Here is a 21074-nt window from a genome sequence, read left to right on the forward strand (position 1 = left end):
CCATACTCAATGAAAAAAGTAGATGTACTCCTCGGTTTACAGTGGGGAGATGAAGGCAAGGGAAAAATAGTGGACGTTTTAACTCCAAAGTACGATATGGTTGCAAGATTTCAAGGAGGCCCTAATGCCGGTCACACCTTGGAATTTAATAGTGAAAAATATGTACTTCGCTCTATTCCCAGTGGAATATTTCAGGGTAATAAAATTAATGTAATCGGGAATGGTGTGGTACTTGATCCGCTTTTATTTAAGGAAGAGTCAGAAGCTTTGGCAAAAAGCGGACACAACATAATCGAACGTCTGGTTATATCCCGTAAGGCTCATTTGATTATGCCTACACACCGTTTGCTCGATGCAGCCAATGAGAAAGCAAAAGGTGGGGCAAAGATTGGAACTACAGGGAAAGGTATTGGCCCCACTTATACCGATAAAGTTAGTAGAAACGGGTTGAGGGTTGGAGACATCGAGCATAATTTTGCTGAAAAATATGAGATGGCAAAAGCCAGACATATTAGAACATTGAAAGCCCTCGACTTTCCGATAGAAGATAACGGTATAGAGGCCAAATGGTTTGAGGCTGTTGAATATCTGAAGCAGTTTAAGTTTGTCGATAGCGAATTTCTGGTTAACAATGCTTTGGTTGGAGGTAAATCCGTTTTGGCCGAGGGTGCTCAAGGTTCGTTGTTAGATATCGACTTTGGCTCCTATCCTTTTGTGACGTCGAGTAATACGGTCTGTGCCGGCTGTTGTACGGGTTTAGGTGTTGCACCTAAAAATATAGGTGAGGTATACGGTATTTTCAAAGCTTACTGTACACGTGTTGGTGCCGGTCCTTTCCCCACCGAATTATTTGATGAGACAGGAGACCGGATGTGTAATATAGGTCATGAATTCGGTTCTGTTACCGGTCGTAAACGTCGCTGCGGCTGGATTGATCTGGTCGCCCTAAGGTATACTTGTATGCTCAATGGTGTTACCAAACTTATTATGATGAAAAGCGATGTGCTGGATACCTTCAAAACAATTAAGGTATGTGTGGCATACGATATTGATGGAGAGGAGACCCGGGAATTTCCTTTCGAATTGAATGAAAAAGTAAAACCGGTCTACATCGAATTGCCCGGTTGGGAGCAGAAACTTTCCGGTTTGCGAGAGGAAGATCAACTCCCACAAAATTTCAAGAACTACATTAAATTTATCGAGAAGGAATTGGGAATACCTGTTTACATCGTATCCGTGGGGCCGGATCGTGAAGAAACAATCATCCGCCATTAATCGAATCTGCACCATTCATTAAAAATCGAATGAGTACAAGGTATGAAGAGGCTGTTGAGTTTCTTTATAATTCAACACCTGTGTTTCAGCATGTTGGAGCATCCGCTTATAAGCCGGGATTAGAAACGGTGCTTGCTTTGGATAGGTATTATGACTATCCTCATCGAGCATTTCGGAGTATACATGTGGCAGGTACGAACGGAAAGGGTTCTACTTGCCATACTTTGGCCTCTGTTTTTCAGGAAGCCGGATATAAGGTGGGGTTATTTACATCTCCTCATCTGGTAGATTTTCGTGAGCGTATCCGCGTAAACGGAGAAATGATTTCCGAAGATTATGTTTGCAATTTTGTTGATACGTGCAAACCTTTGGTGAAAGAATATGCACCTTCTTTTTTCGAGTTGACCACCCTCATGGCTTTTTGTTATTTCAGGGATTGCAACGTGGATTATGCCATTATCGAGGTTGGTATGGGCGGACGTTTGGACAGTACTAATATTATCAGTCCGATTCTTAGCATTATTACCAACATCTCTTTGGATCATACGCAGTTTCTTGGGAAAACTTTACCTGCAATTGCTTCGGAAAAAGCCGGTATCATCAAGGAAGGCATACCCGCAGTAATCGGTGAGGCAGAAGATAGTGATGTGCGCAATGTATTTATAGAGAGAGCCGCCGAAGTACAGACCGAAATCTTTTTTGCGGATCAGTTGCAGGGATATCGATACAGGAGATCGGCTAACGGTCGATGGCAGTATACGATGCCGCATATCAGAAGTATCGATGGCGAATTGATGGGAGAGGTTCAATGGTTGAATGCTCGAACCGTGTTGATGGCTATTGAAGTTTTGTCATCCAAATGCGGAGTAAGGCTGTCAGTACAGGAAATTATTGATGGTTTTGCGCGGGTAACTCGAAATACCGGACTTATGGGACGGTGGCAGATTATACAAAATCGTCCGCTGGTTGTGTGCGATACTGCGCATAATGAAGGTGGAATCAAGGAGGCAGTGGCACAGCTTGAACACACCCCGCATTGCAAACTGCACATAGTGTTTGGTATGGTAAGCGATAAAGATGTGGACGCAGTGCTAAGACTATTGCCGCAAGATGCCGTTTATTATTTTATAAGCCCGAATATAAAAAGAGCTCTTGATGCAGAAGAACTTTCACAAAGAGCTTCTGTATATAACCTTAGAGGAGAAACTTTTAATACCATTGCAAAAGCCTATGAGACCGCTTTGGCGCAAGCAAAGCCGGAAGACATTATCTATGTAGGTGGGAGCAATTTTGTTGTATCAGAATTTATTATTCATTTAAAAAAACTTTAATATGACAGAATTTGTAAAAAAGACGATGAGGGATAACCCCAAATCGCGCTGGACGGCACTCGTCCTATTGGCATCCATGATGTTTTTTGCTTACATGTTTGTGGATGTACTTTCACCTTTACAAAGTTTACTTCAGGAAACCAGAGGGTGGGATCCTGTAGCTTATGGTAACTTTGCCGGCTCGGAAATGTTTTTGAATGTCTTTTTCTTCTTCCTTATTTTTGCCGGTATCATTTTGGATAAAATCGGTGTGCGGCGCACTGCGATCTTGTCCGGTGTTGTAATGGTTATCGGTGCTTTTATTAAATATTTTTCCGTTTCTTCCTTATTCCCGGGCAGTGGGGTAGAAACATGGTTTAACAACAACCTGAATCTTCCTGCAGCCTGGTGGAATATCACCCCGTTTTTTCAAGGAATGCCCGCGTCGGCCAAGATGGCAGCCGTGGGTTTCATGATATTCGGTTGCGGTGTCGAAATGGCAGGTATAACCGTATCACGGGCTATTGTAAAATGGTTTAACGGCTATGAGATGGCTCTTGCCATGGGTCTGGAAATGGCTATTGCACGTATCGGAGTGGCCATCATTGTTGTTCTCAGTCCGGTATTGGCTTCGTTAAACGGAGTAGATGAAGTTTCCCGTCCTGTGTTGGTTACAGCTTTCCTCATTTTAATTGGTCTCCTTTGCTTCGTTTTCTATTTTATGATGGATAAGAGATTAGACCATCAAATAGGCGCATCCATTGAAGAGAAAGATGAACCGTTCCAGCTTAAAGACCTCGGACGTATTTTTTCATCTAAAACATTTTGGATTGTAGCCCTTTTATGCGTGCTTTATTATTCTGCGATTTTCCCTTTCCAGAAGTATGCTATCAATATGCTTCAGTGTAATCTGGGTATTACTGCAAAAAATGCCGGTATGATTTTCTTCTTCTTCCCAATCGGAGCTGCTATTATTACTCCTTTCCTGGGAAACTTCCTGGACAAAAAGGGTAAGGGAGCCACAATGCTTATTTTCGGTGCAGTTTTGATGATTACATGTCACTTGATTTTTGCTTTCCTGCCGAATTTTGGAGGTGCGTCTACTTTTGTTGCATTCTTCGCAATCGTGTTGCTGGGCATTTCGTTCTCATTGGTGCCTGCCGCACTTTGGCCTTCTGTACCTAAATTGGTGGATGGTAAAATATTAGGTTCGGCCTATGCTGTGATATTCTGGATTCAGAATATCGGTCTCTATTCTTTCCCTATGATTATTGGAAGCGTACTTCGCAATTCCAATCCGGGCATCGAGGATCCTTTGAAATATAACTATACCAAGCCCATGCTTTTGTTTGCTGCTCTCGGTGTTGCAGCTCTTCTTCTGGCTCTTTGGCTGAAGGTTGAAGACAAACGAAAAGGATATGGTCTTGAGGAGCCCAATATCAAATCAAAATAATGTATTATTAATTGCTAATATCCCGTCCAAAATTCTGTAATGCCTGATTAGGACGGGACATTAGCAATAACGAGAAGAAAAACTTTATTTTTTTAATTACACCTATTGCGTAGTTAAATTATCTTCTCTATCTTTGCACCGCATTCAAGGATAAAACGAGTGCTTTTAGAGGATTGTCTCATGGTGTAATGGTAGCACAACAGATTTTGGTTCTGTTTGTCTAGGTTCGAATCCTAGTGAGACAACACAAAAAGGGGAGGACATTGTCTTCCCTTTTTTGTATTGTCTCTATTACGTTTTGCTTTTGAATTTTTATCTATTCTTATGCAAATCGATATAAGGTAAATATCATTCTGTTTTTTACTGCATTTTGTTTTTTAAGTTGAGATATCTCAACTTAAAGTATCGCTTTCGGATAGCTCTTATATAGGACTCAGATATTCAATGAGATGAGAGTCGAACTTTTATTTCCCCATCCTTTTCATTTGGTTATAGCTAATATTCCGATAAGAGTATGGTTGAAACACCTTATGAAAGTCGGCTACATATCGCTTACATTGAACTAATATTATTCTTAAAATACTGTTAAATGTACAACGATCAAAGCTTTATTTTATGTTTTCATTAAAAGTACTATTTCCGTATCTTTGTAAGCTAATAGCTGCATTCCGGCTTCTTGCCCTGCTGGCTGTATGAATAGCTAATAAACAAATCATTATATATGTCCATCATTACAACTATTGAAAAGAGTGTGGCCGATGCTGTGAAAGCATTGTACGGCCAAGAACCGAAACCCGAACAAATTCAACTTCAAAAGACCAAGAAGGAGTTTGAGGGACATTTGACCGTCGTAGTATTTCCTTTGTTGAAAATATCGCATGCAGCTCCGCAGCTAACGGCAAAAGCCATAGGTGATTATCTGTTGACCAACCAACCTTTGGTCAGTCATGTGCAGGTAGTAGGTGGTTTTCTCAATCTGACGATCGCCGACGCTGTATGGTTAGGGTTGTTGGATTTTATTCGTAAAACAAAAGATTTTGGACATATTGCGCCTGCTGAAGAAAGCCGATTGGTGATGATCGAATACTCTTCGCCTAATACGAATAAACCTCTTCATCTTGGCCATGTGCGCAATAATCTGCTCGGGTACAGCCTTGCCAAAATATTAGAAGCGAATGGCCACAGGGTGGTGAAAACGAATATCGTTAATGACCGGGGTATCCATATTTGTAAATCCATGTTGGCATGGCAGAAATGGGGTGAAGGTATCACTCCAAAGAGTTCCGGAAAGAAAGGCGATCATTTAATCGGCGATTTCTATGTGCTCTTTGATCAGAAGCTAAAGGCTGAAGTTAAAAGCTTGATGGAAAATCAGGGACTTACCGAAGAGCAGGCAAAAGAGGTGAGTCCGTTGATGGCAGAGGCTCGTGATATGCTTCGTCGCTGGGAGCAAGGTGACCCTGAGATACGTGATTTGTGGAAGAAAATGAACGATTGGGTTTACGAGGGATTTGATGAAACGTATCGGATGATGGGTGTTTCGTTCGACAAAATATATTATGAATCCGATACCTATTTGGTGGGTAAAGAAGAAGTTCTGCGCGGACTTGACGAAAAACTTTTTATTCGAGATGAAGACGGTTCTGTATGGGCAGATTTGACAGATGACGGTCTGGACCGTAAGATTCTGTTGCGTGCGGATGGAACTTCTGTATATATGACACAGGACATCGGTACTGCTAAGATGCGTTTTCAGGATTATCCGATAGATAAAATGATTTATGTGGTTGGAAACGAGCAGAACTATCATTTTCAGGTATTGAGCATTCTGTTGGATCGTTTGGGCTTCGAGTTCGGTAAGGATCTTACACATTTCAGTTACGGTATGGTTGAATTGCCGGAAGGGAAGATGAAGAGCCGTGAGGGTACGGTGGTGGATGCTGATGATTTGATGAGCGAGATGATTGCCACGGCACGTGATATCGCCAATGAAATGGGGCGCGCCAAGCATATGGATGCTGCTGAAGTCGATGAAGTGGCTCGCCGCGTGGGATTAGGTGCTCTGAAGTACTTCATCTTGAAAGTAGACCCCCGTAAGAATATGACTTTTAACCCGAAAGAATCTATTGATTTTAATGGTAATACCGGCTCGTTTATTCAATATACTTATGCCCGTATTCGCTCTTTGCTTTCGAAGGCTGTGGAAGCCGGATTCGTGGAGCCGGATTCATTGACGAAAGATATCGTCCTCTCAGACAAAGAACAATCTTTGATACAACGTCTGAGCGAATATCCTGATGTGGTTAGAGAGGCAGGAACCACTTACAGCCCGGCATTGATTGCTAATTACACTTATGAACTGGTTAAGGAATATAATCAATTCTATCACGACTTTTCGGTTCTTAAAGAAGAAAATGCAGCACTCAAGTCGATGCGTATTGTACTTAGCGGTGCAGTAGCAGATATCGTTCAGCGTGCAATGGGCTTGTTGGGTATTGAAATGCCCGAACGCATGTAGGTTTTAAATTTGTAAGAAAAGAGAAAATAAGCAGAAATGGCAGTCTGGACCGAAATGTTACAAAAAAAGGCAGATGGCAGTATGCCCACAGTGGCTGCTCTTGTCTCAGGCGGAGTGGATAGTGCCGTCATGGTTCATGAGCTTGTCGGCCATGGTATAAAGCCTCATATTTTTTATATCCGGATCGGCATGGATAGCGATGGGTTTACAGACTGCAGCAGCGAAGAAGATATTGAGTTGACAACATTGATAGCACATCGTTATAGCTTGCCATTTGATGTAGTTTCGTTGCATGATGAATATTGGGACAGGGTGGTGAAGTATACCATTGAAACGGTTAAGAAAGGATTGACCCCAAACCCAGATGTGATGTGTAACAAGTTGATCAAATTTGGTGTGTTTGAAGAACGCTATGGTCATCAGTTCGATTATATCGCTACGGGGCATTATGCGACTACGACCTTTTTGTTGGGGCATACATTCTTATCGACATCTCCCGATCCGGTGAAGGATCAAACCGATTTTCTGGCACAAATTAATCTGAAACAGGTGAGTAAATTACTCTTTCCGATAGGCCATATGCAGAAAAATGAAGTACGACAAATTGCAGAGCGTGAGGGACTTGCCAATGCCCATCGGAAAGATAGCCAAGGTATCTGTTTTTTAGGTAAGGTTAATTATAACGATTTTATTGAACGCGCTCTGGGTACGCGTGAAGGGCGTATTATCGAGCGTGAAACAGGTAAAGTGCTTGGCAAACATAAAGGATATTGGTTTCATACCATAGGTCAGCGCAAAGGACTTGGTTTAAGTGGGGGACCGTGGTTTGTGGTGAAGAAAGATATCAAACGCAATATCATATTGGTGAGTCGGGGATACGATCCTGAGGATCAATACGGTATGCACGTTCAGATGGATGAATTCGATTTTATCAGTTTGGATCCATGGAAACTACAGGAGAAGAAATCACCAGTCGATGAACCTGATGCCGGAGATATAGAGGATATAGATATCACATTTAAGATTAGACATACTCCCGAATTTACTCGTGGCGTTTTATCCTATAAACCTGATGCCGGATATACGATAACCAGCAAGGTAAAAATACAGGGGATAGCTCCCGGTCAATACGGTGTTGTTTATGATTGCAATCATCATATCTGTTTCGGCAGCGGTATGATAACCAAAGGTTTTTAGCAAATGTTTTTTTACAGAAGTTAGTGATGAACGCCAAACCGTTTTCTTTTTTTTCTCTTTTGCTGTTATTGCTGTTTTTTACCGTTTCAGCATGCAGACATAAAGAACCGGAAGTGAATATGGAGGTCAGCTCTCCGAGTGAAGAGGTACTATTGTCTTTGCATCTATCGCCTTCTGATGGTTCTTTATCTTATAGTCTTGCCTTTCGTGGAAAAGAGGTTATCAAAGAAGCGAGGCTGGGCTTTGAAACAGAAAACGGATTAAATCTAAATAAAGGTTTCGCTCCGTTAAGATCAATTTGCGGTACGGTCGATAGTACTTATTCTTTACCTTGGGGTGAGAATAAAAGGGTAAAAAATTATTATCGCTTTCTGGAGATTCCTTTTCGCTGCGCTGACGGTGGTGTACTGACATTGGAAAGTAGAGTTTATGATGATGGAGTCGGGTTTCGTTATCGTTATATCGCTCCTCCGAATGTCGATTCTGTTTTGATTACGAGAGAGTTAACTGAGTTTGCTTTTACAAAAGATGGCAAGAGTTGGAGTATACCTGCCGATGATGAGACTTATGAATTATTATATCGTGAACTTCCTTTGAGTGTTGTTCAAACGGCAAATACGCCGATAACCGTACATACGGAAGATTCATTGTGGATAGCCATTCATGAAGCGCGATTGGTGGATTTCCCCGAAATGACCCTGAAGCAAAAGGATAGCTTGCTATTCGCATGTGAACATGTTCCCTGGCCGACTGAGAGAGTTGTTGCCAAAATGCCATCCGTATTCGTTTCTCCGTGGCGTGTTGTTTTGATTGGGAATAAGGCCGTGGATCTGCCGAAGAATAATATTGTACTCAATTTAAATGATGAATGTTCGGTCGATAAGTCTGCATTGGCGAAACCGATTAAATATATCGGTGTATGGTGGGGGATGCATGTAGGAGTTCACAGTTGGATTCCCGGTGAAAGGCATGGTTCGATTACAGAGCGGGCTCTTAAATATATCGATTTTGCCGCCCGGCATAATATACAGGGTGTGCTGTTCGAAGGTTGGAATGAAGGCTGGGAGAGCTGGGGAGGAGAGCAACATTTCAAACAAACATCTCCGGCAGAGGATTTTGATTTGCAAAAGGTGTTGGCTTATGCTAAAGAGAAAGGTATTGCTTTCATCCTGCATAATGAAACCGGAGCCAATATGCCTGCATACGAAAGAGATCTGGACAGCGTTATGATATTCTGTCGTGATCATGGAATTCGTTACTTAAAGACAGGGTATGCCGGAGGTATTCCCGGTGGGTATAAACATCATGGACAGTATGCCGTCCGTCATTATTTCAATGTTCTTCGTAAGGCTGCGCAAGCCGGGGTCATACTGGATGTGCACGAACCGATTAAAGCTACGGGCATGCGTCGAACATACCCGAATATGATGACACGGGAAGGTGCACGAGGCATGGAGTGGAATGCCTGGAGCGAAGGAAATCCGCCGGAACATGAAACATTGTTACCCTTCACTCGTTTACTCGGAGGTCCAATGGACTATACACCCGGTATTTTTGATATTACTTTAGAAAAGAGCAAACGATCGGGTGTTTATAAAAAATGGAATGACAATGATATGGGTAACAGCCGGGTAAATACAACTCTGGCCAAACAGATTGCCTTGTGGATTACATTATACTCGCCAATGCAAATGGCAGCGGATATGATTGAAAATTACGAGGGGCATGCTGCTTTCCGTTTTTTTGAGGATTACGATGCTGATATAGATGAGAGTTTTCCTCTCGATGGTTATCCGGGGCAATTCTATGTTGTAGCTCGCCGTGCCGGAGAGTGTTACTATTTGGGGGCTGTAACGAATGCGGAGGAGAGGCAGATAGAAGTTTCTTTGGATTTTCTGAAGCCGGAAGTCATTTATGATGCCATCATATATGCCGATGCTCCTGATGCTCATTGGGAGACGAACCCGTTGGCATATCGAATTCTCGATAAAAAAGTTTCATCCGCAGATCGTATAACCATTTCAATGGCTCCCGGAGGAGGGCAGGCCATTACTTTTATTCCTGATAAACAAAATTTTAATTGAGATATGAGTAGTATAAGAGAAGGAGAAAATGAGCTGAGCATCTTAGGCTCACAAACTCGATATAGCCAGGATTATGCTCCTGAAGTTTTGGAAGCATTTACCAATAAACATCAAGAGAACGATTACTGGGTACGTTTTCACAGCCCCGAGTTCACCAGTTTGTGTCCCATTACAGGGCAACCTGATTTTGCAACCGTTTATATCAATTACATACCCGATGTTAAAATGGTCGAGAGCAAGAGTTTGAAATTGTATCTCTTCAGTTTCAGGAGTCACGGTGCTTTTCATGAAGATTGCGTTAATATTATCATGAAGGATCTCATCAAATTGATGGATCCCAAATATATCGAGGTGCAGGGTGATTTTACTCCACGTGGAGGTATCAGCATATTGCCTTACTGTAATTATGGTCGTCCGGGAACGTGTTACGAAGAATTGGCGAAGCAGCGATTATTCAATCAATCTACGAGATGAAAAACTTTGTCGTAGCCATTATCAATCCAATATCCGGAACCGGTTCCAAGAACAGTGTGCCGGGGCTGCTGGCCGATGCCTTTCAGAATACGAATACGGATGTTTATATAACTTTTTCCAAAGAAGAAGGACACGCTACGAAATTGGCGCAAAGAGCTGTGGAGAAAGGCGCTTCCATGGTAATTGCCGTAGGAGGAGACGGAACGGTCAATGAGGTCGCAAAAGCGCTTATCAATACAGGTATTCCCTTGGGTATCATTCCAAAAGGTTCGGGCAACGGACTGGCAAGGGCTCTGAATCTGCCCTTGAATGAGCAGGGGGCAATTGATGTAATCATGCGTGGTAATAAACGTCTCATCGACTGTTGTAAAGCCAATGAACGTCCTTTTTTCTGCACTTGCGGTATGGGGTTTGATGCCGAAGTGAGTGAGAAGTTTGCAGAAGCTCCGTTCCGGGGGCCTTTATCCTATGTGCATGCGGTATTGAACAAGTATATCAATTATAATACGACTACTTATAAGATTGAGTTTGATGGTCGAAAGATCGAACGTGAAGCTTTTTTGATAGCAGCTGCAAATGCACCGCAATACGGTAATAATGCATACATAGCACCGGATGCCAGTATGAGTGACGGGGAGTTGGATTTGGTAATCCTCAAACCATTCAAAGATATAGAAGCTGCTCAAATTCTGCTTCAGCTTTTTACTAAGAATTTGACCAAGAATTCGAATATGGAAGCGTTCAAGACACGAAGAGTGCGGATTATTCGAGAAAAAGCAGGTGTAATGCACCTTGACGGTGATCCGGTGGAAATGGATAAGGTAATAGATATCGAATGTATTCCCGACTCCATACGGGTAATGGTCCCACGCAAAAAAACGTCTAAGAAAGATAAGGCAGAAGAGAAGAAATAAAGCAGGAAAATGCCAATCGATAGAGAAAAGGCATATCAAAGATAAATTCGTTATATACCCGGTTTATTTTATATAAAGAGAGCGTTATGAATTTCATAACGCTCTCTTTATAATGACTTAGCAAAGATTTTACCGTCTAATTGAAAATATTGGTGTCCGGTAAAATTTAGGAGGTTAGAGATTTGGAACTAAAACCCTTCATATTTCGCAAAAACAACCTTCTAAAAGGGCATTACGAAGAAAAAGGAGTTTGACAATGTTAGAAATGACAGTATGGAAAAATACAAGCCCTCTAATTCAAATTCTCTTGTAATCTGCTATAGAACAGTAGTTTTTGAAGGTTCTTCGATTTTTTACCGGACAGCAATAAATTGAAAAGCTGCTAATCCTGAGTCAGGAATGGATATTTGTAGTCCGTAGGAGGCACGAATGTCTCTTTTACACAGCGTGGGCTACACCAACGCATAAGGTTAAGAGGTCCACCGGCTTTATCGTTTGTTCCGCTTGCACGAGAACCTCCGAATGGCTGTTGTCCTACAACGGCGCCTGTGGGCTTATCGTTAATATAGAAGTTGCCTGCTGCATTTCGCAATTTATCCATTGCTTTTACAATGGCATGGCGATCTTTTGCAAAGATCGAACCTGTCAGACCATACATCGTAGTTGTATCACAAAGTTGCAAGGCCTCATCGAAGTTTTTATCGTCATAAACAAATACGGTAAGAACGGGGCCGAAGAGTTCCTCTTTCATTGTAATATAATGAGGGTCGGTTACTTCGATAACCGTAGGCTCGATAAAATATCCTTTGGATTTATCTCCTTTACCGCCGAAAATAATTTTTGCCTCGTTGTCTTTCGCTGCTTTCTCCAAATAGCCCATGATATTGTCGAAAGATGCTTCATCGATAACTGCATTTACAAAGTTGCTGAAATCCATTACATCGCCCATCTTGATATCGTCGATCATGGCAGCCATCCGATCTTTGATCTCTGGCCATAAAGATTTGGGTATATATGCACGAGAGGCTGCCGAACATTTTTGTCCTTGATACTCGAAAGCTCCTCTAACCAAAGCAACACTAACTTCACTCGCATCTGCCGACGGATGTACCATTACAAAGTTCTTACCGCCCGTTTCGCCTACTATGCGCGGATAAGAGCGATATTTATCGATGTTTGCTGCCATACCTTTCCATAAGGTGTTAAAAGTGGCAGTAGAACCGGTAAAATGCAATCCGGCCAAGTGTTCGCTGGCTGTAACCACATTGCCTATGGTGCTGCCTTTTCCCGGGATAAAGTTTACAACTCCGTCGGGCAGGCCTGCTTCTTTGAATATCTGCATCAACAGATAATTGCTGTGTAAAGCTGTCGTACTCGGTTTCCACACAGTTGTATTACCCATCATGGCCGGAGCCAGATTAAGGTTGGAGGCAATACTGGTGAAGTTAAAAGGTGTGAGGGCAAAGATGAAACCCTCCAAAGGCCTGTACTCCATGCGATCCAGAATACCTTTTACGCTGAGAGGTTGCTCTTCGTAGATTTTCCCGGCATAATAGGCTCCGAAGGTCAGGAAGTCTATCAATTCGCAGGGGGCATCGATTTCAGCTTGCATGGGGTTTTTGCTTTGTCCCAGCATAACGCTCGCAGCCAGTCGGTATCTGTATTTAGTCGAAATAAGTTCTGCTATTTTCAGCATCAGTGAAGCTCTTTCCGTCCATGGCAGATCAGCCCAATCTGCTTTGGCTTTTTGGGCGGCTTTGATAGCTTCTTGCACGTGCTTTTCAGATGCCTTGTGGTAGGTTCCCAGTTTATGGTGATGATTATGCGGCATAACTACCGATCCTGTATCTCCTGTATGGATTTCCTTACCTCCGATAATCAGGGGAATTTCCCATTCCTCATTTTTCAGCTCGTTTAATGCTTCTTTTAATTTTTGCCTTCCTTCGGTGCCCGGGGCATAGCTGAATATAGGTTCATTGACCGGCTTTGCAAAGCTATAATGAGAATTGTTCATAAGTTTAATTGATTGTTAATAATGTTATAAAAAGATTTCAGCAATCATACATCTGGCAGAGCCACCCCCGTTTGTCTCTATTGTGTAGAGTTCAGGAGCTAATATCTTGCTGTATTTTTCTATGTTTTCTATTTGTGTAAAAGTCAGGGAGCGTTTGGCCTCTGCACTCATGATAATGAGCGATTTACCCTCATCGCTTTCCAATTCTAACATATTTCCGGCAAAGTGGTTTACTTGTTCCAAAGTTATGGTGATGACCTCATGTCCGGTAGATGTCAGTGAATTTATCACGGTTTCCCGCTCATTGTCGTTTTTGATGGCTTCCAGGCATACCACCGCATAATGTGTGGCTACACACATCATCACATTGGTATGATAGATAGGAGCATCATTGGTGTCTGTGGCATGGAAGAAAACCAGAGAATAATCCAGTTCTTCTTTGAATATATCCAGAACTTCAACGGATGAGCGCTCCGATGCACAGCAATAGGCTATCTTGTTTATTCTGTCCAAAACCATGCTCCCCGTTCCTTCAAGGTACTTGCGCTGTGCTTCATAGCTTTTCAGGTTGATGATGCGTTGTACGCCATCTAACTCTCCAACTGTGGCCAGAATGGGCAATTTACGCTCCTGTTGTCTGTTCAAAGCAAACATGGGGTAGAGCACAAGCTCTCCTGTGATATGTGTAGAGAACCAATTGTTTGGGAAAATAGAATCCGGTGTATGAGGTTTGGGTGAGTCTTGCACTACCAAAACGTCCACACCGTTGTCCCTTAAAAGAGAAACATAGTTGTCAAATTCTTTTTGAGCCTGTTTGGCTACTGTTTCAGGTGAACCTGTCAGTTTTTGAAAAGCATTGTTTGCTGCTGTTTCCGGATTATAGCCGAAGACTGCGGGTCTGACCATCAAAATCCGGTTAGTGGCTTGTTTGCGTATCATAGGCACAAACATTAGATAAAAAATTATTCCAGCACTTTTATTGACTCTTTGATGATTTCGATGGCCTCGTCCAGTTCTTTCTCCGTGATACACAGAGGTGGAGCCAACCGGATGATATGCCTGTGAGTGGGCTTTGCCAGCAAACCTCTGGAGGCCATTTCTTCACAAACATCCCATGCCTCGTGTCCGTTGTGAGGTTGAATGATAATAGCATTCAGCAAGCCTTTACCTCTTACCAAAGTCAAGAGAGGACTCTCGATTTCTTTTAGTTTTGCACGGAAATGACGTCCAAGCATTTCTGCTTTTTCTGCCAGATTTTCTTCTTTGACCACTGTCAGGGCTGCCATGGCTACTTTACAGGCCAAAGGAAATCCACCAAAGGTAGAACCGTGTTCACCCGGCTTGATGGTCAGCATAATTTCATCATCGGCTAGAACTGCACTAACCGGCAGTACTCCTCCGGAAATAGCTTTTCCTAAAATCACAATGTCCGGTCTGATGCCTTCATGGTCGCAGCACAGCATCTTACCCGTGCGTGCAATGCCTGTTTGGACTTCATCTGCAATAAACAGCACATTGTATGCATGGCACAAGTCATAGCACTTTTTCAGATAACCGTTATCGGGTACATTCACACCGGCTTCACCTTGTATTGGCTCCAGTAAAAAGCCTGCAATTTTGCTGCCGTACTGTTTCAGAACTTTTTCCAATTCTTCGGTATCATTGTAGGTAATGGTGATAAATCCGGGGGTGAAGGGGCCGTATCCTGTGAAGCTCGAAGGATCCGAGCTAAGGCTGACGATACTGATGGTTCGCCCATGGAAATTTTCTTTGCAGGCAATGATAAGAGCTTCGTTTTCGGGCACACCTTTTACATCGTATGCCCAGCGGCGGGCCAGCTTCAGGGCTGTTTCCACTGCTTCTGCCCCGGTATTCATGGGTAAAACTTTGTCATAGCCGAAATAGTCATGCATAAACTTTTCATATTCACCCAGCACATCGTTGTAGAAAGCTCTTGATGTCAGGCAGATACGTTCGGCTTGCTCCTGAAGCGCTTTTATTATTTTCGGATGACAGTGACCCTGATTTACCGCACTGTATGCAGACAGGAAGTCGAAATACCGTTTCCCGTCCACATCCCATACATAAGCGCCTTCTCCTTTGGATAGAACAACTTCCAGCGGATGATAATTATGTGCGCCGTACTTTTCTTCCAGATCGATGAAATACCTTGATTTGTTTGATAATTGCATCATGGTTCTTGTTAGATTTCGTTAATATGTAAATGTTTGATTTTTATTTGCAAACGGTTATAAATATAGCAACAAAGCTTTCATAAAACAATACAAAGAATTCATTGTCTTTCTTTTTGTTCTTTGTTCCCTTCTTATCGTTTCGATTGGGTAATAAAACAGGTCTCCACGAAAGGCCTCATTTGGGGATATTTATGGGGTAAAAAAGTTGATTAAACCAAAGAAAGAAGAAAGAGAAGTGTATTGCTTCAGGTTGGTTTTTGTTTTTCATTTGTGTGATGAAAATTCTCTGCCTGATGGTTGAAAATTCTTAGCGCAATGGATTTTTGACGAAGTTAACTTGGATTTTTTTTCTTTGCCTGAATAATTTTCAACCATCAGGCAGAGAATTTTGCGTTTGGCGTGTACACTGTGACGTGTACTGAAAAAAGGTTGAGATTGATGCTTATTTGGAAAGAACTTAAAAGATAAACAGAAATTTCTTGTGGTCCGAATTCTTAGAAAACTCATTCGATAAAATATTCGCAGAACATGCTTATCTATTTCATAAAGATATTGTTGGATATATCTGTCACAAAGAACAGGCCTAATCAGAGTTTCTATTTTTGTTTGTTGTTCTATATGATTTCTTTTTTTTGAACAATTTCAACAATGAATGTGAATTTGTTTTTTATATCTTTGATTTACTAAAGAATCTTGTTTATATTCTCTATACATAACATAGAGAGGACGTTTTAATACCACAATTTTACCAAAATATGAAATCTGTTTTTTCTCGTTTAACCTCGCTTGTTCTGTTTATTTGTGTTTTCAATCAAATGTCGGCTCAAAATGATAATTGTAAGGCATTGTCGGTAGTGTACAGGGTGGGAAGGCCGATCTTAGTCGATGGCGAACAGCAAATTCATTCAGACTCTATGGAACTGATTTCCGATAAAGGCGTCAGCATCTGGATGGCTTGGAATAGAGATTTGTTAATGTCATTATTCAAACAGGAGCAAAAAAACTTACAAAGAGAAGGAACGACAGTTGTAACCTTGTACAGCTATTCAAGTTTCGAGCAGCGACTGAGAGATAACAATGACGACAACGCTCTTAATAACATTAAATCATGGGATGCCGGTTTTACAACGGAGATGTTGTATAAAACCACAGGCTCGAATGAGATAACTTATTATGATGAACTTCCCGGTATGGTTATAGGCACAACTCGAGAGATGACTCCTGTTCCCTGGAATATAGTGGCCGATACCATGACTGTTTTAGGATATCCGTGCCACAAGGCAACTGCATTCTGGGGAGGAAGAGCATGGACCGCATGGTATAGTGAAGAGATTGCCGTTAGTGATGGACCGTCTGTTTTTTCGGGGTTACCCGGACTTATTCTTCAAATGGAAAACGCAGACAAATCTTTTTCGTTTGAAGCGATAGGAATACAACAGCATACCATTCCTTGTGAAAAACTTAAGCTGCCCGAAAATTATAGAAAAGTAACACATAAAGAATTCATAGAGTTTCAAGAGAAGCATAGAAGAGATCGGCAATCTTATGCTGTGGGAAAAGATGGAGTACTTTATAAATATTATAATGATAACAATGTTGTAGTAGTACCATTAGAGAAAAAGTAATACCAACACAAATTCATATATACATTATGAATCGATCTCTAAGCCTGCATTTATTTTTATCTGTTTTTCTCTATTCTTTTCTGTTGCACTTTACGGCCAAAGTACGGTAAGTGGGAATATTTATTACCAAGAAACTCAAGAGCCGGTGGCCGGAGCTGTTGTTTCTCTTCTTGAACCCAAAGAAGGTAAAATGCTTTGTCTCTGTACGACTGATGGCAAAGGGTTCTTTTCCTGTAAAACCGGTCTTCAGTTAGATTATGCTATCATTCGTGTGCGCTCATTGGGGATAGAAACATTTGAAAAGAAAATATCTCTGAGTGAGCATAAACCATTGAAGATACAAGTGGTGGAAAAGGCTCAAATCTTGAGGGAGGTTATCGTTAAGGCACCCTTGATCAGACAAAGCGGGGATACCATTACCTACATGAGTGCCCCTTTTCTGAATCCTAATGATAGGACTTTGGCCGATTTAATGAAGAAACTGCCGGGAATACAGATTTCCGAATCCGGTAAAATTTCGTATCAAGGAGAACCGATTAGTAAATTCTATATCGAGGGTCTTGATATGTTAAATGGCAGGTATGGATTGGCCACAAATAATCTTGATGTAGACAAGGTAGCATCTGTGCAGATTCTTGAAAAACACCAACCGCTGCAGGTGCTTCAGGGGGTTGATATGCCTGATGCTGCGGCAATTAATATCAAACTTAAGAAATCAGCTTTAGGAGCGTTATTTGCTTCTGTTCGTTTGGGAGCAGGAATACCGGTGGGGCTATTCAGCAATCAGTTGGCCGGCATGCGATTTACGAGGAAGCAACAAAATATGTTGATATATAAACAAGACAATACGGGTCGAAATATTGAAAAAGATTTACTTTCTTATTATGAAAATCTTAGAGAAAACGACAGACAGTTCTTATCGATTCCATATACGCCTGCTCCCATTGCCGATCAGTTAACACGCTTTAATAATGCCCATTATGTTTCTGTCAATACATTGCTGGCGATCGATACCGTGTCTACTTTTTCCTATAATCTGAATTACAAAAGAGATAAAAGAACATATCACGATAAGACTACACGTACAATCTATACTCCAAACGGTCCGGTAACCAATTTAATTGAATCTGCCAATGACAGTATAAAAGAGCATCGGGCAGAATTCGAGTTGAAGTACGAACAGAACAGTCATAAGCGATACCTTTTGAATAGAACTGTTTTCAAAATTGCAAAGAACAATGGTGAGGGTGTAATTGACTGGAAGGAAAACCAAGTTTATCAAACTTTGTCTACTCCTTTCTTAAATGTTACCAATAAACTATATCTGATCAGAAAGAGCGAGAGTGGCAGATACAGATTGAATTGGGATACTCGTTATTATCGAACAAAGAATAATTTACAGGTACTTCCGGCTATAGGTTTCGATGAGCTGCTGAATACAGCGAATCGGTCTGTGGATTTTATCGTAAGTCAGAGAGTGAATTATCAGCAATTTTCTTCGGTGGTAAATCTTTCAAAGAGTCGTGACTATCCCAAAAGAATGGTTGGGGATTACTATCTATCGGGTGGAATAAAAGTAGATCGATTTTACTCTGATCTTAGTTTTAATGAAAAGAACGACCTGAATAATATTGTGAAGATTGAGAATGGAGAAAATGATATTTTTTGCAAGACTCTTTTCCTGCGCGGAGGAACTTCTTTTTTCCATAAAGCAGTAAATGGATGGCAACTAAAATTAAACCTGCCTGTTACGTATCAACGGAAATGGTCCGAGTTGAAAACGATGAATTATTTTCGTTTTCATCCTTCACTCGAAAGCAGCTACGATCTTTCATCCCGTTGGAGCTGGAGAGGGCGTATGAGCGTGACCGATCAGGTCGGAGATTTTATGGATGAGATAAAAGGTTATCTCTTAAAATCCTACAACATGCTTTCCTATAGCAGTCACCCTTCCTCACGTCTTATTTTTGCGGATTTTAGTACTTCTTTTAATTATAGAGATCCTTTATCCACCACATTTTGGACTGCATGGTTGGGGCTGAATAGAGGTTGGAGCAATTCTCTGGTCAGTATGAGATATGAGAAAGGGGCTTTCAGGTATGAAAATCGATCACATAAGAATAGCCCGCTCTCCTGCAAATTAGGTAGCAGTATCGAGCATCATTTCCGTTCCATTAAGACAACTCTCAAAGGAAGTGTCGGTTGGATCGGAAATAGTGGCACAACACTCCTTTGGGATAGACCTGCCAACTATAAAGGCAACAATTATTGGATAAATGGTTCCGCATTTTTCAGATGGGCTAAATGGCTTTCCGGTGAATATGTTGCTACTTTCTCTGTCTTTGACTACAAAGTGGGGGCGAAATCTGTTGACACCCATTACTCTCAGTCTCATAAACTGATGTTAACGTTGACACCGGTATATAAATTCAATCTTGGTTTCGATACAAGATATATTCAGAATAGCTCTGCGGGAGAACGGTATAATGTCGTCCTCGGTAGCCTGAACTGTTTGTATAAGATTAATAAAAACATGGAGTTATCGGCAAGTTGGAGTAATGTTTTTGGAGCAAATAATTTTGTTGTTTACCGAAATATTGATTCGGATATAGAGATGACTGAATATATGTTACGTCCTTCGGAGTTTCTTATTAGTGTGGCATTTTCAATATTATAATACTCATATTTCGTCGATGTTCGGTTGAGAGTTCTTACATTGTACCTACTGAACCACAATCTTACCCTCTCTCAAGGTTTTTGTCTTAAGTTTATCACAGTGATACGTTCGATGCCGGAATGTTTCTTTCATGCAATACGCATCGATAAGGATAATCTCAACTTAAAAATGCATTAACTTTGTATGATATTATTATTGTATTTATGGATTTCAAAATAAAAACCGAATGCCGATCGACTAATGCCCGTACAGGCCTTATAACAACGGATCATGGACAAATAGAGACACCTATTTTTATGCCTGTGGGCACCGTAGGAAGCGTTAAGGCCGTACACATGAGAGAACTTCGGGATGATATAAAGGCTCAAATTATTTTAGGAAATACCTATCATTTATATCTGCGTCCGGGCTTGGATATATTGAAAAAGGCCGGCGGATTGCATAAATTCGGCGGATGGACCAAACCTATCTTGACCGATAGCGGAGGGTATCAGGTTTTCAGCCTGACCGACCGGCGGAAAATAACGGAAGAAGGCGTAACTTTTCGCTCACATATCGATGGATCCAAACATCTGTTTACACCGGAAAGAGTAATGGATATCGAGCGTGTTATCGGGGCTGACATCATCATGGCTTTTGACGAATGTTGCCCCGGCGATGCCGACTACAGTTATGCGGCCAAATCCTTAAAACTCACGGAAAGCTGGTTGGACAGATGTGTTAAACGTATTAAAGAAACAGAACCGCTCTATGGATATGGCCAGAGTTTGTTCCCTATTGTGCAGGGATGTGTTTATCCTGACTTGAGAAAGCGTGCAGCGGAAAATGTGGCATCGATAGGTGCCGATGGCAATGCTATCGGAGGATTGGCTGTGGGGGAGCCGACGGAAAAAATGTATGAAATGGTAGAGCTCACGAACGAGATACTGCCGAAGGATAAACCTCGCTATTTGATGGGAGTGGGTACGCCTGTCAATTTGCTGGAGGGCATAGCCAGAGGCGTGGATATGTTCGACTGTATCATGCCTACCCGCAACGGAAGAAACGGTCAGCTTTTCACACGAAATGGAACCATCAATATTAAAAACGCCAAATGGGCCAAAGAGTTGACCCCGATAGATCCCGAAGGGGCAACGTGGGTAGACCGTGAATATACATTGGGTTACTTGCACCACTTGATTAAAACACAGGAGATTCTGGGACTGCAAATAGCCAGCATCCATAATCTGGGTTTCTATCTGAGTTTGATGCAGGAAGCACGTGAGCATATTGCCGCCGGTACTTTCGGACCGTGGAAAGATGAGATGATTTACCGCCTTGATAAACGTCTGTAGTATA

14 protein-coding genes and 1 tRNA gene are annotated in these 21074 nt (G+C 41.8%); 12 read left to right on the forward strand and 3 right to left on the reverse strand.

The features are described 5' to 3' along the window. Positions 1–9: 9 nt before the first annotated feature. The 9 genes from A3GI_RS0109460 (at position 10) to A3GI_RS11020 (ending at position 11225) form a co-directional block, all read left to right on the forward strand. On the forward strand, positions 10–1275 hold the full coding sequence (locus A3GI_RS0109460; RefSeq protein WP_018361211.1) for an adenylosuccinate synthase: 1266 nt from the start codon (positions 10–12) through the stop codon (positions 1273–1275). A gap of 29 nt (positions 1276–1304) precedes the next feature. Beyond that, a complete protein-coding gene (locus tag A3GI_RS0109465; protein WP_018361212.1) occupies positions 1305–2606 on the forward strand; it encodes a bifunctional folylpolyglutamate synthase/dihydrofolate synthase in 1302 nt (433 codons plus the stop codon). Position 2607: 1 nt separating this feature from the next. Continuing rightward, positions 2608–4038, forward strand: a complete 1431-nt coding sequence (locus A3GI_RS0109470) for an MFS transporter (protein WP_018361213.1) — start codon at positions 2608–2610, stop codon at positions 4036–4038. A 174-nt stretch (positions 4039–4212) separates the two neighbouring features. Then, positions 4213–4283 (forward strand) — tRNA-Gln (locus tag A3GI_RS0109475). 476 nt (positions 4284–4759) lie between these two features. Further along, on the forward strand, positions 4760–6556 hold the full coding sequence (gene argS / locus A3GI_RS0109480; RefSeq protein WP_018361214.1) for an arginine--tRNA ligase: 1797 nt from the start codon (positions 4760–4762) through the stop codon (positions 6554–6556). A gap of 81 nt (positions 6557–6637) precedes the next feature. Beyond that, the gene (gene mnmA, locus A3GI_RS0109485; RefSeq protein WP_026216055.1) at positions 6638–7753 is read left to right on the forward strand and encodes a tRNA 2-thiouridine(34) synthase MnmA; all 1116 of its coding nucleotides are present in this window, start codon (positions 6638–6640) and stop codon (positions 7751–7753) included. 26 nt (positions 7754–7779) lie between these two features. Further along, positions 7780–9837: a glycoside hydrolase family 97 protein gene (locus tag A3GI_RS0109490; protein WP_018361216.1), complete on the forward strand. Its 2058-nt coding sequence runs from the start codon at positions 7780–7782 to the stop codon at positions 9835–9837. Between the two features lie 3 nt (positions 9838–9840). Next, the gene (gene queF, locus A3GI_RS0109495) at positions 9841–10311 is read left to right on the forward strand and encodes a preQ(1) synthase (RefSeq protein ID WP_018361217.1); all 471 of its coding nucleotides are present in this window, start codon (positions 9841–9843) and stop codon (positions 10309–10311) included. Beyond that, entirely contained in the window at positions 10308–11225 is a 918-nt protein-coding gene (locus A3GI_RS11020) for a diacylglycerol/lipid kinase family protein (protein ID WP_018361218.1), read from the forward strand. Before queF ends, A3GI_RS11020 begins: the two co-directional genes overlap by 4 nt. A 382-nt stretch (positions 11226–11607) precedes the next feature. Here the strand turns inward: A3GI_RS11020 and pruA are convergent, their stop codons facing one another. The 3 genes from pruA to rocD are packed head-to-tail and all read right to left on the reverse strand — an operon-like array spanning position 11608 to position 15431. Next, a complete protein-coding gene (gene pruA, locus A3GI_RS0109505) occupies positions 11608–13239 on the reverse strand; it encodes an L-glutamate gamma-semialdehyde dehydrogenase (RefSeq protein WP_018361219.1) in 1632 nt (543 codons plus the stop codon). A gap of 24 nt (positions 13240–13263) precedes the next feature. Further along, positions 13264–14184: a citrulline utilization hydrolase CtlX gene (gene ctlX / locus A3GI_RS0109510; protein ID WP_025004171.1), complete on the reverse strand. Its 921-nt coding sequence runs from the start codon at positions 14182–14184 to the stop codon at positions 13264–13266. Positions 14185–14201: 17 nt separating this feature from the next. Then, positions 14202–15431, reverse strand: coding sequence for an ornithine--oxo-acid transaminase (rocD, locus tag A3GI_RS0109515; protein WP_026216056.1), 1230 nt, complete (start codon positions 15429–15431; stop codon positions 14202–14204). A 758-nt stretch (positions 15432–16189) separates the two neighbouring features. On the opposite strand from rocD, the gene A3GI_RS11285 reads away from it, so the two are divergent. The 3 genes from A3GI_RS11285 to tgt all read left to right on the forward strand — a co-directional run bounded on the left by A3GI_RS11285 (position 16190) and on the right by tgt (position 21070). Then, positions 16190–17059, forward strand: coding sequence for a GLPGLI family protein (locus tag A3GI_RS11285; protein ID WP_018361222.1), 870 nt, complete (start codon positions 16190–16192; stop codon positions 17057–17059). A gap of 118 nt (positions 17060–17177) precedes the next feature. Next, positions 17178–19736, forward strand: coding sequence for a carboxypeptidase-like regulatory domain-containing protein (locus A3GI_RS0109525; RefSeq protein ID WP_256592980.1), 2559 nt, complete (start codon positions 17178–17180; stop codon positions 19734–19736). 203 nt (positions 19737–19939) lie between these two features. After that, positions 19940–21070, forward strand: coding sequence for a tRNA guanosine(34) transglycosylase Tgt (tgt, locus tag A3GI_RS0109530; RefSeq protein WP_018361224.1), 1131 nt, complete (start codon positions 19940–19942; stop codon positions 21068–21070). Positions 21071–21074: the final 4 nt, after the last annotated feature.

The organism is Porphyromonas macacae DSM 20710 = JCM 13914 (assembly GCF_000379945.1).
In the GTDB taxonomy this organism is placed as follows: domain Bacteria; phylum Bacteroidota; class Bacteroidia; order Bacteroidales; family Porphyromonadaceae; genus Porphyromonas; species Porphyromonas macacae.